A 19,432-nucleotide genomic window follows, 5' to 3' on the forward strand; every position below is an offset into this window, starting at 1 on the left:
AGAAAAACGTTGCAACAAGGTGTCGCACAGGTATGGCTGACATGACGTCGAGTTCCGGGGACACCGTGCGGGGATATGGCGTGGCCGCTCCAGCTCACCTACGGTGAAGGTGGCCTAAAAACGTTTTAGGGGAAGGACCGCGTCCGTGATCTCCCCCGAGCTGAGGCGACTGTTCGACGACCCGCCCCGCGACTTCGGCCCCACTCCCCTGTGGTGGTGGTCGGGTGCGAAGGTGACCCGCGAGCGACTCGCCTGGCAGTTGCGGGCGTTCGCGCAGGGCGGCGTCCACAACCTCGTCGTCATCAACCTGGCCCCGGCCGGCCCGACGTTCGGGGCCCGGGCCGACGATCCGGCGTGGTTCGGCGAGGAGTGGTGGGCGCGCTTCGCCGACGCCTGCGAGATCGCGGCGGAGCTGGGCACGCGGCTGTGGTTCTACGACCAGATCGGGTTCTCCGGGGCGAATGTGCAGGGCGGTGTGACGCGGCGTCACCCCGAGGCCGCCGGGCTCGCGCTGCGCTGTCGCCACGCGCGGGTCCTTGGGGGCTCGGTCGCCCCGGCGGACGCCGAGACGCCGCTGGCCGCCTACTCCCGGCAGGGCCGGCGACTCGATCTCGACGCGGGCGGGGCCGTCGCCGCCCCGGACGGAAGCGAGGTGCGGCTCGTCACCGCCGTCCCCACGGCGTTCGACTACCTGGACCCGCACGCCGTGGGCCTGCTGATGGACGCCGTGCACCACGAGTACGACCGCCGGATACCGCAGTACCTGGGCACCGTCGTCGCGGGCAGCTTCCAGGACGAACTGCCCGGCACCAACGCATGGAGCAGCCGTTTCGCCGAGGAGTTCCGCGCCCGGCGCGGCTACGACCTGCTCGACCACCTGCCGGCCCTGTTCGGCACCGACGCCGGTGTGCCGGAGGGGAAGATCCGCGGCGACTACTACGCGGTGCGCGCGGAGCTGACCGAGGAGGCCCTGTTCCGGCCGCTCGCCGCCTGGCACCGCGAGCGAGGTCTGCTGCTGGGCAGCGACCAGAGCCACCCCGCCCGCGCGGGGTACCCGGCCCAGTCCACGCAGCTGTACACGGACTACTTCCGCACCCACCGCTGGTACAGCGCCGCGGGCAGCGACCACCACGGCGATGCCAAGGTGCACTCCTCCATGGCCCACCTCCACGGCCACGAGCGCGTCTGGATCGAGGCGTTCCACTCCTCCGGCTGGGGCGGCACGCTGGAGGACACCTACGACTGGCTGCTGCCGTTCCTGCGCAGTGGGGCCAACCTGTACAACCCGCACGCCAGTTACTTCGGCACCGCGGGCGGCTGGTTCGAGTGGGCGCCGCCGTCGACCGACTGGCGCCAGCCCTACTGGAGGCAGTACCCGGCGTTCTCCCGGGCCGTGGCACGGATCTGCTCGATCATGTCGTGGGGCGGCTACGCGGCCGATGTGGCGGTGCTGCACCCCACCGCCACCATGCAGGCCCTCGTGCCGCTGGACGCGCCGGTCCGGCACTTCGGCGACGGCCGGCTGGGCGAGGGCCATGCCCTCGCCGACGAGACGCAGCGGCACTACCTGGACCTGTGCGGCACGAACAACTGGCTCCGGCCGCACGCCGGTGCCCTGGACCGGCACGGGATCTCCTTCGACGTCGTCGACGACGCGTCGGTCCAGCGCGCCGAGACCGCCGACGGTGCCCTGCGGATCAGAGACCTGGTGTACAGGGCGGTGCTGCTGCCCTCGGCGAGCGTGCTGGAGGAGGAGACGGCGCGGCGGCTGGCCCGGCTGCTCGACGCGGGCGGGCGGGTGGTGGTCGTGGGCCGTGCGCCCGCGAGGGCGGCGGGCCGGTGCGGTGACGACTCGATCGTGGCGTCGCTGCTGGCCCACCCCCGGCTGGAGAGGGTGCACGACCCCGAGGCCGCCGCCGCGGCGGTGGCGGACGCGGCCGGACACGCCACGGGCGAGGTACCGCTGCTCGTCCGGCGGCGGGGCGACGACGCGGTGGCACTGGTCACGGCGGCCTTCCCGGAGATCGGCGCGCACCCCTTGCGACCGCCCGGCTTTGTGCCCGAGCCCGTGCGCACCTCGTCCGTCACCGTCCGGGCCGGCGTCGCGGAGGCCGAGGTCTGGAACCCGGCGACCGGCTCGCGCGGTCCCGCCCGTGTCACGGTTTCGAAGGACGGCACCCGATCGGCCGTCGAGGTGCCTCTGGAAGGCGCCCCGGCGGCGCTGCTCGTCTGGCGCGAGGGCCCTTCGGCACCGGCACCCTCCGCCCGGGACACCGTGGCCCGGGTGCTCGACCTCTCGTCCGGCTGGCAGGGCCGGCTGGTCCCGACGTTGGACAACACATGGGGCGATCTCGCACTGCCTCCGGGGACGTCCGTGGCGGAGCCGCAGATCTGGACCATGGACTGGGCCGAGGGGGCGGCGTGGCAGCCCGCCCGGGTCACCTACGGCAACCGGGTCCGTGTCCTGCCCCCGGTGCCCCTCGACCGGGTCCCCGAGCCGCTGGACGCGGCGTGCGTGGAGCGGATCCTCGCCGGTGAACTGCCCCTGGCGCCGCCCGAGTCGGCCTGGGACGTCGGGGTGTACTCGTCGAGCCGGGGCATCCTCGGCCAGGGCGGCCTGCTGGGCACCAAAGGGCTGGTGAACGAGGAGTTCGTCCATGTCCCCGTGCCGGGCGGCGGCACGGCCGCACGGGTCCGGGCGATCGTGGAGACCGCTCGCCGGGGCCCCGCCGAGCTGCACGTCGGTGCGGAGGCGGTCAAGCGGGTGTGGTGGAACGGGGAGTCGCTGGGCCCCTGCGGAGACGGCTATGTGGCATCAGCCCCGGTCACCGTGGTCCGGGAGCGGAACGTGCTCGAGTACGAGCTGTCCGACGCCCAGGACCGGCCTTCGACGATCTCGGCCGCCGCCGGCACGCCGCTGGGCAGCTTCTTCTGCCTGTCCGAGCCGGGCGGGCTCGGACCGCGGCCGCGGTTCATGCGTCCACCGGACGGGGTCCGGCCCGACGGCCGGGTCGCCTATCGGGGGAAGATCCTGGCCCCGGCCGGGGAGGTTCGGGCGGTGCTGGTCGTGGGTGCGGCCTCGGCGGTGACGGTGTTGCTCGACGGGGACGTGGTGGCGCGGCAGGAGAAGGTGGAGTACTACGAGGCGGACTGGGGCGCCGTGCCGATGTTCTTCCGTCACGAGCCGGAACTCGGCGCGGGCGAGCACACGCTGGAGATCGTGGCCGACAGCGCCGATGCCCGGGACGCCGTGTACGTGGACATGGTGGCGCGGTCGGCCTCCGGGGTGACGGCCCTGGTCGGTGGTGCCGGCTGGGAGGCCGAGACGGGCGCGTGGCGGGGCCGGACCGTCGAAGACGTCCGTCGGCGCGGCGAGTTGCAGCACTGCCACGCGGCGGTACGGCCGCACCCGCTCCCGGAGACCGCGTGGCTGGGCGGCGCTCCGGTGGTCGGCGGTGCCGTGTGGCCGTCGCGGTCCACCGACGACGTCCGGGCGGCACCGCAGCGCTTCCGGTTCACCGTTCCGCCGGGAACGGTTTCGCTGGAGCTGCCGTTGGCGCTGGGCGCGCGGGTGCGGGTCGGCGACGGGAGGGAACAGGACGTGACCGGCGACCGGCTGACGCTCCGTGAGCCGTCGGGGGCACCTGCCGGGGTCGAGGTGGTCACCGAGCCCACGGCCGTGCTGCGGGGCGGCTCGGCCTGGCGCGGGCCGGTTCGGGTGCGGGCCGTGCCGGCGCCGCTGGCGCTGGGCGACTGGCGAGAGGTGGGGCTGGGCGGTTGGAGCGGGGGCGTCACGTACGCGCGGTCGGTGGAGGTGCCGCCCGGGCCCGATCCTGTGCTGGATCTGGGGCGGGTGCGGGGCAGTGTGGAGGTGTCGGTCGACGGGGAGTTCGCCGGGGAGGCGTTCTGTGCGCCGTACCGTTTCCCGCTGCGCGCTGCGGCGGGGCGGACCGTCCGGCTGGAGGTGACGGTCCGGGGCACGCTGGCGCCGTATCTCGCCCAGGCCACGCCGACCGCCTGGGCGTTCGCGTCGCAGCTGTCGTCGGGGCTGTGGGGGCCGGTGACGCTGCGGGTTCCGACCGGGGGTTAGTGGCCGGAGGGCCGGGTGGAGTCGCGCAGGACGAGGCCCGGGGCGAAGACGCGGGTCTCGTGGAGGTGGTCCGCGCGGGCGTCGATCTCGTCGAGCAGCATCTCCACGGCCGCCCGGCCGAGATCCTCGACCGGTTGCCGGACCGTCGTCAGCGTCGTCGCCCCGAAGGTCGCGACGTCGAGGTCGCCGTAGCCGACGACCTGCACGTCCTCGGGGACCCGCACGCCCCGTTCGGCCAGGCCCCGGCACAGGCCCGCGGCGAGGAAGTCGTTGGTGCAGAACACCCCGTCGGGCAGGTCCGTCAGCCCGCGGGCGATCTCCGTGCCGTACGCGACGGTCATCCGCTCGGCCACGACCTGCCCGAGCCGGGCCCCTCGACGGCTGCGCACGGCCTGCCGGGCGCCCTGGTAGCGGTCGGAGCACTGGCGTATGCCACGCTCGCCGTTGACGACGAGGATGTCGCGGGCCCCGCTGTCGAGGAGGTGCTGGACGGCGATGCGGCCGCCGGCGATGTCGTCGACCGAGGCCGAGCAGCCTTCCCTGTCGGGCATCGCGCGGTCGGCCAGGACGAGCGGGATGCCCCGCTCGCGCAGTCGGGCCAGCCGGCCGGGGTCGGCGCTGAGCGGCACGACCACGGCTCCGACGGCCCGCTGTTCGACGAGCATGCTGAAGTAGCCCTGCTCCCGTTCCGGGGCGTCACCGGAGTGGCAGAGCACGAGGGAGTAGCCGTGTTCGTAGGCCGCGTCCGCGGCGCCTCGCGCGATGCGCGCGTAGAAGGAGTTGGTGACGTCGGGCAGTACGAGCCCGATCGCGAAGGAGTGGCCGGTGCGCAGCCCCGCGGCTCCGGGGTGGGGGACGTAGTCGAGCGCGGCGACGGCGATGCGGACGCGCTCGGCGGTCCGGGCGGTGACACGCTCGGGCCGGTTGAGAACGTTCGAGACGGTCGACACCGAGACACCGGCGGCCGCGGCGACGTCCTGGATGCGGGCGGGGCGTGCCGGAACGGCGTCCACCCCCTCGCTGTTGCGGCCGCGCGACCAGGCACGACGATGGCCTACATGAGCGCGGAAAGTATAGCGTGGCCGGGTGTGGAACGTTTTTCCCACCCGGCCCGTCGATGATCAGGCGGGGAACTCCCTCTTCAGCCAATCACCGTCCAGGCGGATGTGTTTGATGGTGCGCCGGTGGTGGGTGTAGGCGATGTGGAGGGCGCCGTCCGGGGTCTGGGCGAGTGAGGGGTAGGACAGTTCACGGTTGAGGCCGTCGCGGGAGTTGTTGGTGAGGCAGTGGCCGTCGCCGGTTTCGAGATCGTGGCGGAGCGGCCAGGTACGGCCGTCGTCCGAGGACAGGGCCAGGGAGAGCGGGGCGCGGGGGGCGCCCCAGAACGCGTCGCCGGTGGGGGCCGCTCCGGAGGTCGCCCCGGCGGTCCCGGTCACGCCCTCGTCGTCGATCTCGTCGTACAGGGAGACCCTGCGGGCCACGGCGTCGGCCGCGCTGCTGTGGTTGTAGACCAGGGCGAGGCGGCCGTCGGCCAGCCCGGTGTACTGGATCGAGGAGTTGTTGTTCGGCAGGTCCAGGGGGCGTGGCCGGGACCAGGTCTCGCCGTCGTCGTACGACACGCTGCTGTGCACCGCGTCGGCGCGGCGGCTGCGGAAGAGGGCCAGGAGCGAACCGCCGGGCCGCGGGCCGACGTTCATGTGGACCAGGCCGGTGCTGCCCGGGACGGGGCGCTCGCGCCAGGTGTGTCCGCCGTCGTCGCTGAGCATGACGGAGCTGGTGTCCCGGTCGCCCGACCAGGTCGTGCCGGGTGCGGCGACACAGCGGAAGACGGGCAGCAGGAGCCGTTCGCCGCCGAGGACCCGGACGATCGGCTGGCGCACGAACACGCCGCCCTGCTCGCCGGCCGGGAACAGCACGCGGGCCGGGCCCCAGGTGGCGCCGCCGTCCTGGCTGACGCGCAGCCGGACCTCGGCGGTGTCCTGGTGTCCGGCGCGCTGTGCGGTGTGCAGGAGCCAGAGTTCGCCCGAGGGGGCGGGGAAGAGGAGGGGGTTCTGCTCGGAGCGGGTGTCGTCGGCGGAGAGCCGGACCGGCTCGGACCAGGTGTCCGCGCCGGGGGCGAGACGGGAGAACCACACCGAGATGTCGGCGACGCCCTCCTGGGTCCCGCCGAACCAGACGCACCCCAGGTCGCCGCCGGGCAGGACGGTGAGGCTGGCGGCGTGGTTCTGCACGGCGGGGGCGGCGAGGTGGGTCTCGGCGCGGCCCGGCTCGGTGTGGTGGGGGCGCAGGGTGCCGTCGGGGGTGGTCATCGGGCCTCACCCGCCTGGCGGGCGGCGCTGAGATGGCCGGCGGCCGCTTGTTCCAGGTGGACGAGGTCGCAGGCGACGGTGGCGAAGGTGAAGCCCTCGGCCAGGCGTTTGGCGGCGGCCGTGCCGTCCGCCGTGTGGATGCCGGCGGCGATGCCGACCCTGGCCGCGGCCGTGCGGACGGTGGCGAGCGCGGCTTCGAACTCGTCGGCGACGGCCGGATCCGTGGAGGTGGCTCCGCCGAGCGCGAGGCGCAGGTCCGAGGGGCCGACGTAGACACCGTCCAGGCCGTCGGTGGCGCAGATGGCCTCGACGTCGGCCAGACCCTCGGCGGTCTCGATCATGGCGAGGACGACGGTGCGGGTGTGGGCGGCGGCCGGGTCGGGACCGATGCGCAGCCCGGAGCGCATCGGTCCGTAGCTGCGGCGGCCCAGGGGCGGGTAGCGCACCGCCGCCACCGCGTCTGCCGCGTCCTGGGCCGAGTCGATCAGCGGGACGATGACACCGGCGGCACCCGCGTCGAGTGCCTTGCCGATCGGGGACGGGTCGTTGGCCTCGACGCGGACCAGGCCGACCGCGGTCGAGCCCTTGGTGTCGATGGCGGTGAGGGAGCGCAGCACACCCGCGTACTCCATGAGGCCGTGCTGCGCGTCGAGGGCGACGTAGTCGTAGCCGAGACGGGCGAGGCGTTCGGTGGAGACCGGCGAGTCGAGGACGGACCAGTAGCCGATGAGCTGCTCGCGGGCGCGCAGGGCGGCGGCGAAGGCGGCGGGTGTGCCGGGGGCGTCGGACATGGGGCGGTCTCCTTGGACGTGGGGGGTGGTCAGCGGTTGTAGGCGGGCATCGGGCCGCGCAGCCGGGCGCCGATCTCGTCGCAGGCCGCGGTGACGTCGGCGGGGAGCGGTCCTGCCGCGGCGGCGCCGATGTTGGCGAGCAGGTGCTCCGGCCGGGAGCCGCCGAGGAGCAGCGCGTCGGTCGAGGGGCGGTCCAGCAGCCAGCGCAGGGCGAGTTCGGTGAGCGGCAGGCCCGCCTGCCCGGCCACGGCGGTCAGTTCCTCCACGGCGGTGAAGAGCCGTTCGTCCCAGTACCGCTGCCGGTACATGGCGGCGAGCCGGGAGTCACCGAAGCGTCCCGCGCCGGGGTCCTGCCCGAAGTGGTGGCGGCCGGTCAGCAGGCCACCGCCGAGCGGGTTGTAGACCATGGTGCGCAGGCCGGTGACCGCCGCGTACTCGACGTACTCCTCCTCGACGCGGCGGGCCAGGAGGTTGTGCAGCTGCTGGGCGATCACGGGGCGCGGGGCGCCCACCTCGTCGGCGGTGCGGACGAGTTCGGAGATCTGCCAGGCCGCGAAGTTGGAGACGCCGAGGGCGCCGATCCTCCCCTCGGCGGCGAACTCGGCCACGGTGGCGAGGGTTTCGGCGAGCGGCGTCGAGCGGTCCGGCTGGTGCAGGTAGAAGAGGTCGACGTGGTCGGCCCCGAGGCGCTTGAGGCTGCCGTCGAGGGCGGCGCGCAGGCCCGCGGGTGACAGGGGCGCGTGGTCGCCCTGGTCGGGGTGCGGGATGCCGGCCTTGGTGGCCAGCACGATGCGGTCGCGGCGGCCGGGCAGCAGCTCCCCGAGCAGCCGCTCGCTGTCACCGCCCGCGTAGCCGTTGGCGGTGTCGACGCCGGTGATGCCGGCGTCCAGCGCGGCGTCCAGCATGGCCGCCGCTCCCTCTCGGTCGACGGTGTCGCCGAAGGTCATGGTGCCGAGCACCAGCCGGGAGAGCGGCACGGTGGTGTGCGGCAGGGTGATGCCGGTGGTCACGAGGAGCTTCCTTCCAGTACACGGCGGGGCTTCACACCGTGGATGGCGGTCGGGTCGAGGGCAGCGCGGCGCAGGGCACGGGTGTAGGGGTCGGCGGGCGCCGCCAGGACGGTCTCGGTCGGCCCGGCCTCGACGACGCGGCCGGCCCGCATGACCACGACGTCGGTGCTCATCTCGCGCACCACGCCCAGGTTGTGCGCGATCACGAGGTAGGCGATGCCGGTCTCGGCCTGCAACTCCCGCAACAGGGCGAGCACTTGGGCCTGCACCGAGACGTCGAGCGCCGAGGTCGCCTCGTCGCACACGAGCAGGTCGGGGCGGGAGGCGAGCGCGCGGGCGATGCCGATGCGCTGGCGCTGGCCGCCGGAGAAGTCGGCCGGGCGGCGCTCCAGCGCCGACGGGGGCAGGCCGACCTGGTCGAGCAACTCCGCTGCCCGGCGGGCTCGTTCGGCGCGGTCGGACACTCCGGCGACGCGCAGGGGCTCGGCGACGATCTGCTGGGCGGTGAGATGCGGGTCCAGGGAGCCGTAGGGGTCCTGGAAGACCATCTGCACCCGGCGGCGCAGCGGCCGCAGCTTGCGCTCGGGCAGGGCGGCGATGTCCGTGCCGTCCAGGACGATGCGGCCCGACCGCGGGGTGAGCAGCCGGACCAGGGCCCGTGCCAGGGTCGACTTGCCGCAGCCGGACTCGCCGACGACCGCGAGCGATCCGCCCTTGCCGAGCCGGAAGCCGACCTGGTCGACGGCGCGGAAGGGACCGTTCGGCGTCGGGTACTCGACGACGAGGTCCTCGACGGACAACAGCGTCATGGGGTGGCTCCCTCTACGGCGGTTGCGTCCTCGTCCCAGGCGCCCAGGCGGGGGACGGCGGCGAGAAGGTCACGCGTGTACGGCTCGGCCGGCCGCTCGACGATCTGCTCGGCCGGGCCGGACTCGACGAAGCGGCCGTCCTTCATGACGTGGATGCGGTCGGAGACCAGCCGGGCCACGCCCAGGTCGTGGGTGATCATCAGCATGCCGATGCCGGTCCGTTCCTGGAGCTCCATCAGCAGGTCGAGGACACCGGCCTGCACGGTCGCGTCCAGGGCCGAGGTGGGCTCGTCGGCGACGAGGAGTTCCGGGTCGCCGGCCAGCGCGATGGCGATGAGGATGCGTTGCAGCATGCCGCCGGAGAACTGGTGCGGGTAGGACGTCCAGCGCGTCTCGGGGCGGCTGATGCGCACCTGCCCGAGCAGGTCGACGCCCTTCTCGCGGGCCTGCGCCCGGGAGAGTCCGGGGTGCCGCAGGCGCAGCGCGTCGCCGAGTTGCCGTCCGACGGTGTGGACGGGGCTGAGGGCGGTCATGGGGTCCTGCGGGATCAGGGACACGGTCCGTCCGCGCACCGAGCGGGCCGCGCCGGGGTCGGTGACGACGTCCCGGCCGCCGATGCGGACGCTGCCCGACAGCACGGCGAGGCCGTCGGGCAGCAGGCGCAGCACGCCCATCGCGGTGGTCGACTTGCCGGAGCCCGACTCGCCGATGAGGGTCACGGTCTCGCCGCGTGCGACGGTGAAGCTCACGCCGTCGACGGCCCGGACGACGCCGTGCGCGGTGATGAGTTCGATCTGCAGGTCGCGGACGTCCAGCAGCGGTGTCATGCGCGTGCTCCCTTCCTGCGGCGGGTGCGGTCCCGCAGCCCGTCGCCCAGCAGGTTGACCCCGACCACGAGGACGGCGATGACCAGGCCGGGCAGGGTGACCAGCCACCAGGAGGTGGTGATGTAGGCCTGGCCGTCGGAGATGATCCGGCCCCAGGTGGCGAACGGCCGCTGCGGCCCGGCCCCGAGGAAGCTCAGCGCGCTCTCCAGCAGCACGGCCTGCGCCAGCAGGAGCAGCACGACGAGGCTCACCGGCCGTACGACGTTGGGCACGACGTGCCGGGTGAGGATCGACCAGCCGCGCAGGCCCAGGACGCGCGCGGCGGCGACGTACGGTTTCTCGCGTTCGACCAGGACGAGGGAGCGGGTCAGCCGTGCCACCTCGGGCCACTGGGCGACGGCGATCACGCAGGTGATGACGGTGACGGACGGCCCGAAGAGGGCGACGACGAGCAGCAGCATCATCAGCAGGGGCAGGGCGAGCTGGGCCTCCAGGAAACGGGAGACGAGCGCGTCGACCCAGCCGCCGAAGAACCCCGCGGCGGACCCGGCGACGATGCCGATCAGCCCGGACACCAGGACCGCGAGGACGCCGACCGACAGGGAGACCTGGCCGCCGTGCAGGATCCGCGACAGCAGGTCGCGGCCGAGCTGGTCGGTGCCGAGCAGGTGCCCGCCGGTGAGCGGCGGCAGCCTGCGCTCGGACAGGTCCTGCGCGTTGGCGTCCGGCAGGGGCAGCAGGCCGGCCAGGGCCACGGGCAGGACCACCAGGGCCGTGCACACCGACCCGGCCCAGATCTTGAAGCGGGCGCCGCGCCGCTGCCGGGTCGCGGTGGCCCGGGCGAGGTCGCGTGCGGTGACGGCGCTGGGCCGCTCGGCACCGTCGACCGGGGTGGAGATGACACCGGCCATGGCTCAGGCCGCCTTTCCGAGTCGTACGCGCGGATCGAACAGCGGGTAGGCGAGGTCGACGAGGAGCTGGACGAGGATCGCGAGGGTGGCCGTCACGAGGACGGTGGCCTGGATGAGGGGGTAGTCGCGGGTCTCCAGCGCGCGGACGACGAGGGAGCCGACGCCCGGCCAGCCGAAGACGACCTCGACCACCACGACTCCGTTGAGCAGGGCCGCGAACCGGGTACCGAGGGCGGTGACGAGCGGCACCGCGGAGTTGCGCAGGCCGTAATTCCAGGTCAGGGCGCGCTCGGAGACGCCTCGGGAGCGGGCGACGGTGGTGTAGGGGGCGGCGAGGGCGGTGGTCATCTCGCGGCGCACTAGGCGTGAGATCAGGGCGAGCTGGAGGACGGCCACGGTCACGGTGGGCAGGATCAGTCCGCTCCAGGAGGTGAATCCCGAGGCGGGCAGGACGGGGAGGAGCACGGCGAAGACGGTCAGCAGCATCACGCCGGTCCAGAAGTCCGGCATCGACTGGCCGGTGATCGTCAGGACGTTGGCGCCCAGCTCCCGTTTGGTGTCGGCGCGCCGGGCCATCCACACGCCGAGCGGCACGGCGACGACGGTGGTGAGCGCGATCGCGCAGACGGCGAGGGTGATGGTGTACGGCAGCCGGTCCATGACGACGTCGAACGCGGAGGCGTGGAAGGAGTAGCTGGTGCCGAGGTTCCCGGTGCACAGGTCCTTGAGGAAGATCCCGTACTGGTTGATCAGCGGTTCGTCGAGTCCGAACCGGGCACGGATGCGCGCCAGATCGGCGGCGGTGGCGCTGGGGGCGGCGTAGGCGGCGGCCGGGTCGCCGGGGGCGAGGCGCAGCAGCAGGAAGACCGTGGTGAGCGTGAGGAAGACGGCCAGCAGGCTCTGGCCGATGCGGCGGGCGAGGTAGGTGGCCACGGCTCAGCCCTCCAGCCGTACGGCGGACAGGTCGTAGGAGTTGAGCTTGAGCAGGCCCAGGCCGTGCACGCGGTCGCGATGGGCGAGCATCGTCTTGGGTGCGAAGGCCCACAGGCTGGGCCAGGTGTTCCAGATGGTGTGCTGTGCGGCGGAGAGCTTGCGGTCGCGCGCGGCGGCGTCGGTCTCGGTGGCGGCGTCCTCCAGGCGGCGCTGGACGTCCGGGACGACGTAGCCCATGTAGGTGTCGCGGGTGCGTTCGCGCTCGGGGGTGCCGCCGTACATGCCCTGCAGGGAGGTGAGGGCCTGGCCGGTGGTGCCGGGGAAGCCGTTGCCGATGACGTCCCAGTCGCCGCCGCGGCCCTGCCGCCACTTGAGGATGTCGCCGCCCGGTTCGAACTGGAGCAGGGAGGCGCGGACGCCGATGTCCCGGAACATGTCGGCGACGGCCTCCATGACGGAGCTGTCGGCGGCGAACTCGCCCGACTCCCAGATGATGCGGATCCGCAGCCCTTCGACGCCCAGCGACTTCAGCTGGGACCTCGCCCGGCCCGGGTCGTAGGTGTAGCCGCCGGTGCGGATCGCGCCCTCCAGGGCGAGCGGGACGACGCCCTGGGCCTCCTGGGCGGAGTCGGTGAGGACGTCCTTGATCAGGGCGTCGCCGTCGACGGCGTAGGTGAGGGCCCGGCGGACCCGGGGGTCGGCGAGGGGCTCCCCCTGCTTCTTGCGGAAGTTGTAGAAGAGCTGGTTGATGCGGGCGCCGGCGGTCTCCTGGACGGTGACGCCCGGCAGGCCGGTGAGCTGCTCGGCGGAGTCCGGGGTGAGGGTGTCGACGACGTCGAGTTCGCCGCTGCGCAGGGCGATGACGCGGCTGGACTCCTCGGGCACGAAGCGCACGCGGACGGTGTCGACGTGGGCCGGGCGGCCCCAGTAGCGGGGGTTGCGGGCGAGGGTGTACTCGCCGGCGCCGCTGTCGGCCTCGATGACCTTGTAGGGGCCGGAGCCGACGCCGCTCTGGAGTTCCTCGGGGCGGTTGGCGGCGGCCGGGGTGATGTGGATGTTGGCCATCAGCCGGTCGAGGACGGTCACCGGGCGCTCGGTGTGCAGCCGGAAGGTGCGTTCGCCGGTCTTCTCGACGGTGGGCAGCTCGGGGAAGAGGCCGAGGAGGAAGGAGCCGTTGACCTTGCCGTACATCTCCACGGCGGTGGCGACGTCCTCGACGGTGACGGGGCTGCCGTCGGAGTAGCGCACGCCCTCGCGCAGCCGCACGCTCCAGATGGTCGGCCCGGTCATCGTGAAGCGGTCGGCGAGGACGGGCTGGACCCGCATGCCGGGCCCGATCCGGGTGAGGGCCTGGCGGATCGCGCGCTGCACGGTGACGGCCGCGTCGAACTGGTTCAGCTTGTTGTCCAGGCTCACCAGCGAGCGGTTCAGGCCGAGGGTGAGGGTGCCGGGTCCGGGTGCTCCGGTGGGTCCGGCGCAGGCGGACAGCGGGCCGAGGGCGAGACCGGTGCCGCCGAACGCGCCGAGGCGGAGCAGGGTGCGGCGGCGGACGTGATCGCGCGGGGCGGGGCGGTCCGGGGGTTGGTGTGGGCTTGGGGTCATCGTCGACCTTCTCGCGTTCCGGGGGCGACCGGCTCGTGGTGTTCGTGCGGCTCCGCCGCGGCCCGGACGGGGGCCGGCCGGCGGAGAAACGAAGGGGTGTCGCGCCGGAAAAGGTGGCACGACTGCGCGAAGTGCGCAAGGGGTCTCGCGCATTTCGCGCAAGCCATGTCATCATCGAGTCCCGAGGCAGCCCGACCGGGCCGCCCGAGGAGGTACCCGTGTTCCTCTCCGCAGCCGGCCCCGGCGGTCCTGTCCGCCCCGTGCTCGCCCTGGCCGACGACCTGTCCGGCGCCGCCGAGACCGCGGTGGCGCTGCGTTCACCGGGCCGGATCGTGCTGGGGCCGGTCCCCGCGCCCGCGCCACCTCCGCCCGGCGAGTCGCTGGTGCTCGACCTCGACTCCCGGCAACTGCCCGCCGCCGACGCGGCCCGGGCGGTACGGGACGCCACGCTCGCGGCCGTCGGCGGGACGGTGCTGTTCAAGAAGGTCGACTCGCTGCTCAGGGGAAATTTCGCCGCCGAGGCCGCCGCCTACGCCCGGGACGCCCGGGGCGTGGTGATCGCCACCGCGCTGCCGCCGGCCCGGCGCTCGGTCCGGGGCGGTGTCGTCCACCTCGACGGGGTCCCCCTGCACGAGACGACCGCCTGGCGTGCCGAGACCCGGCCGGCCCCCCGCTCGGTCGCCGCCGCGCTCGGCGACCTGCCGACGGCCCCGGTGCCGCTTCCCGCCGTGCGCGGCGCGTTCGGCGCACTCCGGGAGGTCTTGCGTGCGTGTTTCGCGCAGGGACGCCATCCGGTGTGTGACGCGGAGACCGACGCCGACCTCGACGCTATCGCCGCGGCATCGCTCGAACTGGGCCCGGACGTAAGGCTGCTGGGCACGGGCGGTCTCGCGGGTGCGGTCGGACGCCTCCTGGGGACCGGCGGCGGCCCCTCCCCCGCCCCCGTGCACGCCGCCCGGCCGCTGCTGGTCGTCGTGGGGACCGCCGAGCCGACCGCCCGGGTACAGGTCGCGCACCTCCTGGCGGACGGGGCGCAGCACGTCCCGCTCCCCACCCGCGAGCTCCTGCACTCCCCGCGGCGGCTCAGACCCCCGGTCGCCGCCGTCACGGTCGTCCGCATCACCGGCGCGGCCGGCCCCGCCCTGGCACGCCCGCTCGTCGCCGCACTCGCCGAATCGGTCGCCGACGCGGCGCGCGACTGCGACCTGGTCCTCACCGGAGGCGAGACGGCCCGCCGCGTCCTGGACGTCCTGCGCATCACCGACCTGCGCCCGGCCGGACAGATCCACCACGGCGCGGTGCACGCCGTCACACCCGACGGCCGCTCGGTCGTCACCCGGCCCGGCAGTTACGGCGAGGCCGACTCGCTGCGCCGCATCGTCCGGGCCCTGCGCCCCGCACCCGCGGGCTCCGCACCCGAAGGCCCCGTTCCGACCGACCCCACAGGAGTAGCACCGTGAACGCAGCACCCTCCGCCGCCACCGCCGCCCAGAACGCGGACACCACTCGGCCGCTGCCGGTCATCGCGGTCACCATGGGCGACGGCGCGGGCATCGGGCCCGAGGTCATCGTGCCGGCGCTGCTGCACCCCGACACTCTGCGCGACTGCCGTCCGGTCGTCGTGGGCGACGCCGAGCGGCTCCGCCAGGCGGCCCGGATCGTCGGTGCCGCCTGTGAGATCGTGCCCGTGGAGCACCCCGGCCAGGCGGAGTTCACGCCCGGCCGCGTCCATGTGATCGACCTCGGGCTGCTCCCCGCCGACCTGCCCTGGGGCGAGCTGTCCGCCGTCGCGGGCGACGCCGCATTCCACTACGTCCGCGTCGCCGCCGAACTCGCGCTGCGCGGCGAGGTGGACGGCATCTGCACCGCACCGCTCAACAAGGAGGCCCTGCATGCCGCGGGCCACCTCTACCCGGGCCACACCGAACTCCTCGCCCATCTCACCGGTGTCGAGGAGGTGTCGATGATGCTGTCCACGCCGAAGGTGAAGGTCATCCACGTCACCACCCACATCGGTCTGATCGACGCCGTGAACCGCATCGAGCCCGGCCTGGTGGAGCGCACCGTGCGGCGGGGCCACGAGGCGATGGTGCGCGCCGGGACCGCCGAACCCGTCATCGGCGTCTGCGGCATCAACCCGCACGCCGGCGAGAACGGCCTGTTCGGTTACGGCGAGGAGGAGACGAAGATCGTCCCGGCGCTGGAGGCGGTCCGCGCCGACGGCATCGACGCACGCGGGCCGCTGCCCGCGGACACGGCGTTCTACCTGGCCTCGCGCGGCGACTACGACCTCATCGTCGCGATGTACCACGACCAGGGCCACGGCCCCGTCAAGGTCCTCGGCATCGAGGCCGGGGTCAACCTCACCGTCGGACTGCCGGTGATCCGCACCTCCGTGGACCACGGCACGGCCTTCGACATCGCCGGAACCGGCCGGGCCGAGCCCGGTAGCATGGTCGAGGCCCTGCGCCAGGCCGCCGAGATGTCGACCGCTCCGGCCGCCCGCTGACCGTCGTCCGACGGCAGGTTCACCCACAGCCCAGGACCTCTGGCTCAGGACACCGAAGGACACCGAACCGATGTCTGTGATCGGCTCCCGGGCCCGGCGCGACCGCATCGTCCACCTCGCCACCACCACCGGCCTGGCGAGCGTGGAGGAGCTGTCGCAGCTGTTCGGCGTGACGGCCTCGACCATCCGCCGCGACCTGGCCAAGCTCACCACCGACGGCCGTCTGGCCCGCACCTACGGCGGTGCCATGGCGCTGGCCGCGCACCCCGAGGCGTCGCTGCGGCAGCGCGTCGGTGAGGCCTTCGAGGCCAAGCAGGCCATCGCCCGCTGGGCGGCGGACCAGGTGCGGCCCGGCGAGACGCTGCTGCTCGACGCCGGTTCCACGGTCGGCGCGCTCGCCCACGAACTGCGCACCGCCCGGGACCTCACCGTGGCGACCACCGGACTGACCGCCCTGCAGGCGCTGTCCGACGTCGAGACGGTGCACGTCGAATGTCTCGGCGGCACCCTGCGCCCGCTCAGCCAGGGATTCGTCGGCCCGCTCACCGAAGCGGCCCTGGAACGCATGACGTTCGACCGGGTCTTCCTCGGCACCGACGGCATCTCCCCCGACCTCGGCATCTGCGAGGCCGATCTGCGCCAGACCCGCCTCAAGGAACTGATGGCCCGCCGCGCCGAGCACGTCTACGTCCTCGCCCACGCGGCCAAGCTGGGCCGCCGGCCCTTCCACGCCTGGACGGCCCTGCGCGAGGGCTGGACGCTGGTGACGGACGACGCGGCCGACGAGAACGTGCTGAAGCTGCTGCGGGCGCGCGGGGTGCGAACGGTGACGACGACACCGGAACCGGTCGGAGAGGGAGAACGGTAGGACGAGCACGCGGCGGTCAGGACGCCGCCGTGCCGGTCGCCGCACCGCTCGGTGCCGCCGCCGAACCGCTCCCGAAGCGGATCCCCTTGGCCTCCTTGCCGAGCGCGCTCAGCAGGATCACCACGGCCAGGGTCGGCACGATGGTCCACGCCATCGCCGAGGGGTACCCGTGGCGCTCGGCGAGGGCCTCCTGGATCGGCAGGTTGAGCGCGGCGATGAGATTGCCCAGCTGATAGGTGACGCCCGGGTAGAAGCCCCGCACGGCGTCCGGGCTCATCTCGGTCAGATGCGCCGGGATGACGCCCCACGCGCCCTGCACGCACACCTGCATCAGGAAGGACGACAGCATCAGCCATCCGACGGTGGTGGACAGCACGAAGAACGGCACCACGACCAGACCCGCCGCTGCCGCGATCATGATCGTCCGGCGGCGGCCCAGCCGTTCGGAGTACGCGCCGAGCAGCACCCCGCCGATCATCGCGCCGATGTTGTAGACCACCGCGATCGCGATCGACGTGTTCGCCGACAGGTCGAGGCCCTTCTTCACGAAGGTCGGGTAGATGTCCTGGGTGCCGTGCGACATCCAGTTGAAGGCGGTCATCAGCGCGACCAGGTAGACGAAGCGCCGCAGCACCGCGGGATTCCTGAACACCTGGTGCGCCGGGGTGCGGTTGAGCGCGACGCTCTTCTCCCACACCTCGCTCTCCTCCACCCTGCTGCGCACCCACAGCGCGACCAGGGCGGGCAGCAGACTGAACGCGAACAGGCCGCGCCAGCCGAAGACCGGCTCGATGACGAAGAACGCCACGGCGGCCAGGAGGTACCCCAGCGAGTAGCCGCTCTGCAGCAGGCCCGACCAGAAGCCGCGCCGTTCGGTGGGGATCTTCTCCATGGCCAGGGCCGCGCCCAGACCCCACTCGCCGCCCATGCCGATGCCGTAGAGCAGGCGCAGCACCAGCAGCACGGTGTAGTCGGGTGCGAAGGCGCAGGCGAAGCCGACGATCGAGTAGAAGACGACGTCGACCATGAGGGGGACGCGGCGGCCCCGGCGGTCCGCCCACATGCCGAAGAGCAGCGCGCCGACCGGCCGCATCACCAGGGTCGCGGTCGTGAGGAAGGCCATGTCGGTGAGGGAGACATGGAAGTCGTCGGCAATCTCGCTGTAGACGAGCACGACCAGGAAGTAGTCGAACGCGTCCATCGCCCAGCCGAGATAGGCGGCCACGAAAGCGTTGCGCTGGTCCTTCGTCAGACCCGCTGCCTGGCCTTTCACGGTCTTCAGCACGGCGCCTCCCGGAGTTCGCAACAGACCCTAGGTGCGCGGTGACGGAAATCGGGCAAAGCACGGCCCAGTTTTGGACCAAGAGCGCAGGTGGCCCGTCAACGACGCTCGGGGGGCCGCCTTCCCGGCGCCGCGACACCGCCGGACGCCGCCGCGTCGATCAGGCCGCGGAAGGTGGGGCACTCCAGATGGCTGGGCGCGGGGCACGCGGCGGCATGCCGCAGGGAGTCACGCAGGGCCCCCAGTTCCCGGATCCTGCGGTCCAGTTCCTCCGCTTTGGCCGACAGCACGCGCCGGTCGATCCGCGGCCGCCCGTCCGGCGCGAACATCCGCGCGATCTCGTCGAGCGAGAATCCGGCCGTCCGCCCCAGCGCGATCAGCGCCAGCCGCTCCAGCACCCCGCTGTCGTACTGGCGCCGCAGGCCGCGCCGGCCGGTCGAGGCGATCAGCCCCTTGTCCTCGTAGAACCGCAGGGTCGAAGCGGGAACCCCGGCACGGTGCGCCACTTCCGCTATGTCCAGTTCTGTCATTGTCTTGACCTCAAGTCGACTTGAAGCAGAACGCTGTCATCCCGTCCCGGCGAAGGCAAGCGGGACGAGGACGAGCGGGACGAAGACGAGCAGAGGGAGAAACGACATGAACGCCGCACGCAGGTCCCACGACGAGCAGGCCGCACGCTGGAACGGGCCCGCCGGCCACGCCTGGGTGGACCTCCAGGAGGTGCTGAACGGGATGTTCAGGCCCATCGAGGAGCTGCTCACCGACACCGTGGCCGCCGAACACCCGACGCGTGTGCTCGACGTCGGCTGCGGCACCGGCGCCCTCACCCGGGCCGTCGCACGCCGGGCCGGTCACTGCGTCGGGGTCGACATCTCGGGCCCGATGATCGAGGAGGCCCGGGCACGCGCCGAACGCGAGGGCGTACCGGCGTCCTTCGTCAAGGCCGACGCGCAGGAGTACGCGTTCGAACCGGCCGCCTTCGACGCGGTCGTCTCGCGCTTCGGCGTCATGTTCTTCAGCGACCCCGTGCGGGCCTTCGCCAATCTCCGGAGCACGGTGCGGGACGGGGCCGGGCTGTGGTGCGTGGTGTGGCGGGGCGCCGAGGAGAACCCGTTCATGACGACGGCGGAGCGCGCCGCGGCCCCGTTCCTGCCGGAGCTTCCCGAGCGCCGGCCGGACGAGCCGGGCCAGTTCGCGTTCGCGGACCCGGAGCGGGTCCACCGTGTTCTGACGGAGAGCGGCTGGGCCGGGATCGACATCCGCCCGGTCGACACGGTCTGCACCCTGCCCGAGAAGGACCTCGTGACGTACTTCAGCCGGCTCGGCCCGCTCGGCACGGTCCTGCCCGATGCCGACGAGCGGACCCGGGCGGAGATCGTCGAGGTGGTCCGCCCCGCCTTCGAACCCTTCGTGCAGGGCGAGGAAGTCCGTTACACCGCCGCCTGCTGGACGGTGTCGGCGCGGGCCGCCGGCGCGAAACTTTCGTGAGGT

16 protein-coding genes are annotated in these 19,432 nt (G+C 73.3%); 5 read left to right on the plus strand and 11 right to left on the minus strand.

Annotated elements, in window-relative coordinates:
- Positions 1-145: 145 nt before the first annotated feature.
- Positions 146-4,090, plus strand: coding sequence for a glycosyl hydrolase (locus tag ACFCXS_RS29090; protein ID WP_376646310.1), 3,945 nt, complete (start codon positions 146-148; stop codon positions 4,088-4,090).
- On the opposite strand, the gene ACFCXS_RS29095 is transcribed toward ACFCXS_RS29090, so the two are convergent.
- From ACFCXS_RS29095 to ACFCXS_RS29135, 9 genes are all read right to left on the minus strand, one after another.
- Positions 4,087-5,103, minus strand: coding sequence for a LacI family DNA-binding transcriptional regulator (locus ACFCXS_RS29095; RefSeq protein WP_376646311.1), 1,017 nt, complete (start codon positions 5,101-5,103; stop codon positions 4,087-4,089). The two genes, ACFCXS_RS29090 and ACFCXS_RS29095, sit on opposite strands and share 4 nt — an antisense overlap.
- A 108-nt stretch (positions 5,104-5,211) precedes the next feature.
- Entirely contained in the window at positions 5,212-6,399 is a 1,188-nt protein-coding gene (locus tag ACFCXS_RS29100) for an exo-alpha-sialidase (RefSeq protein WP_376646312.1), read from the minus strand.
- Positions 6,396-7,190 carry an HpcH/HpaI aldolase/citrate lyase family protein gene (locus tag ACFCXS_RS29105; protein WP_376646313.1) on the minus strand — a complete coding sequence of 265 codons (795 nt, stop codon included), beginning with the start codon at positions 7,188-7,190 and terminating at the stop codon, positions 6,396-6,398. The genes ACFCXS_RS29100 and ACFCXS_RS29105 overlap by 4 nt, the downstream gene beginning before the upstream one ends.
- A gap of 29 nt (positions 7,191-7,219) precedes the next feature.
- Positions 7,220-8,200, minus strand: coding sequence for an aldo/keto reductase (locus ACFCXS_RS29110; protein WP_376646314.1), 981 nt, complete (start codon positions 8,198-8,200; stop codon positions 7,220-7,222).
- The gene (locus tag ACFCXS_RS29115) at positions 8,197-9,009 is read right to left on the minus strand and encodes an ATP-binding cassette domain-containing protein (RefSeq protein ID WP_376646315.1); all 813 of its coding nucleotides are present in this window, start codon (positions 9,007-9,009) and stop codon (positions 8,197-8,199) included. Before ACFCXS_RS29115 ends, ACFCXS_RS29110 begins: the two co-directional genes overlap by 4 nt.
- On the minus strand, positions 9,006-9,836 hold the full coding sequence (locus ACFCXS_RS29120) for an ABC transporter ATP-binding protein (RefSeq protein WP_376646316.1): 831 nt from the start codon (positions 9,834-9,836) through the stop codon (positions 9,006-9,008). Before ACFCXS_RS29120 ends, ACFCXS_RS29115 begins: the two co-directional genes overlap by 4 nt.
- The gene (locus tag ACFCXS_RS29125; protein WP_376646317.1) at positions 9,833-10,747 is read right to left on the minus strand and encodes an ABC transporter permease; all 915 of its coding nucleotides are present in this window, start codon (positions 10,745-10,747) and stop codon (positions 9,833-9,835) included. Before ACFCXS_RS29125 ends, ACFCXS_RS29120 begins: the two co-directional genes overlap by 4 nt.
- A 3-nt stretch (positions 10,748-10,750) precedes the next feature.
- Complete coding sequence (locus tag ACFCXS_RS29130) at positions 10,751-11,680, minus strand: ABC transporter permease (RefSeq protein ID WP_376646318.1); 930 nt, start codon at positions 11,678-11,680, stop codon at positions 10,751-10,753.
- 3 nt (positions 11,681-11,683) lie between these two features.
- Positions 11,684-13,282, minus strand: a complete 1,599-nt coding sequence (locus tag ACFCXS_RS29135; protein ID WP_376646319.1) for an ABC transporter substrate-binding protein — start codon at positions 13,280-13,282, stop codon at positions 11,684-11,686.
- A gap of 218 nt (positions 13,283-13,500) precedes the next feature.
- Between ACFCXS_RS29135 and ACFCXS_RS29140 the strand changes: the two genes are divergently transcribed.
- The 3 genes from ACFCXS_RS29140 (at position 13,501) to ACFCXS_RS29150 (ending at position 16,659) form a co-directional block, all read left to right on the plus strand.
- Positions 13,501-14,742, plus strand: a complete 1,242-nt coding sequence (locus tag ACFCXS_RS29140) for a four-carbon acid sugar kinase family protein (protein ID WP_376646320.1) — start codon at positions 13,501-13,503, stop codon at positions 14,740-14,742.
- 74 nt (positions 14,743-14,816) lie between these two features.
- Positions 14,817-15,791, plus strand: a complete 975-nt coding sequence (pdxA, locus tag ACFCXS_RS29145; RefSeq protein WP_376646489.1) for a 4-hydroxythreonine-4-phosphate dehydrogenase PdxA — start codon at positions 14,817-14,819, stop codon at positions 15,789-15,791.
- Positions 15,792-15,861: 70 nt separating this feature from the next.
- The gene (locus ACFCXS_RS29150) at positions 15,862-16,659 is read left to right on the plus strand and encodes a DeoR/GlpR family DNA-binding transcription regulator (protein ID WP_376646321.1); all 798 of its coding nucleotides are present in this window, start codon (positions 15,862-15,864) and stop codon (positions 16,657-16,659) included.
- A gap of 16 nt (positions 16,660-16,675) precedes the next feature.
- Here the strand turns inward: ACFCXS_RS29150 and ACFCXS_RS29155 are convergent, their stop codons facing one another.
- A complete protein-coding gene (locus tag ACFCXS_RS29155; RefSeq protein WP_376646322.1) occupies positions 16,676-17,944 on the minus strand; it encodes an MFS transporter in 1,269 nt (422 codons plus the stop codon).
- A 95-nt stretch (positions 17,945-18,039) separates the two neighbouring features.
- A complete protein-coding gene (locus ACFCXS_RS29160) occupies positions 18,040-18,471 on the minus strand; it encodes a helix-turn-helix domain-containing protein (protein WP_376646323.1) in 432 nt (143 codons plus the stop codon).
- Between the two features lie 106 nt (positions 18,472-18,577).
- Here ACFCXS_RS29160 and ACFCXS_RS29165 point away from each other — a divergent pair, with 106 nt between their 5' ends.
- Positions 18,578-19,429, plus strand: a complete 852-nt coding sequence (locus ACFCXS_RS29165) for a class I SAM-dependent methyltransferase (RefSeq protein ID WP_376646324.1) — start codon at positions 18,578-18,580, stop codon at positions 19,427-19,429.
- The last annotated feature ends 3 nt before the right edge of the window (positions 19,430-19,432 follow it).

The sequence above is a fragment of the Streptomyces sp. NPDC056373 genome (assembly GCF_042262425.1).
In the GTDB taxonomy this organism is placed as follows: Bacteria; Actinomycetota; Actinomycetes; order Streptomycetales; family Streptomycetaceae; genus Streptomyces.

Bases quoted from the DNA above. Each gene is read 5' to 3' on its own strand.
- pdxA (WP_376646489.1), top strand. From the start codon at position 14,817: ATGGGCGACGGCGCGGGCATCGGGCCCGAGGTCATCGTGCCGGCGCTG.
- ACFCXS_RS29125 (WP_376646317.1), bottom strand. From the start codon at position 10,747: ATGGCCGGTGTCATCTCCACCCCGGTCGACGGTGCCGAGCGGCCCAGC.
- ACFCXS_RS29115 (WP_376646315.1), bottom strand. From the start codon at position 9,009: ATGACGCTGTTGTCCGTCGAGGACCTCGTCGTCGAGTACCCGACGCCG.
- ACFCXS_RS29135 (WP_376646319.1), bottom strand. From the start codon at position 13,282: ATGACCCCAAGCCCACACCAACCCCCGGACCGCCCCGCCCCGCGCGAT.
- ACFCXS_RS29100 (WP_376646312.1), bottom strand. From the start codon at position 6,399: ATGACCACCCCCGACGGCACCCTGCGCCCCCACCACACCGAGCCGGGC.
- ACFCXS_RS29120 (WP_376646316.1), bottom strand. From the start codon at position 9,836: ATGACACCGCTGCTGGACGTCCGCGACCTGCAGATCGAACTCATCACC.
- ACFCXS_RS29105 (WP_376646313.1), bottom strand. From the start codon at position 7,190: ATGTCCGACGCCCCCGGCACACCCGCCGCCTTCGCCGCCGCCCTGCGC.
- ACFCXS_RS29150 (WP_376646321.1), top strand. From the start codon at position 15,862: ATGTCTGTGATCGGCTCCCGGGCCCGGCGCGACCGCATCGTCCACCTC.
- ACFCXS_RS29165 (WP_376646324.1), top strand. From the start codon at position 18,578: ATGAACGCCGCACGCAGGTCCCACGACGAGCAGGCCGCACGCTGGAAC.
- ACFCXS_RS29160 (WP_376646323.1), bottom strand. From the start codon at position 18,471: ATGACAGAACTGGACATAGCGGAAGTGGCGCACCGTGCCGGGGTTCCC.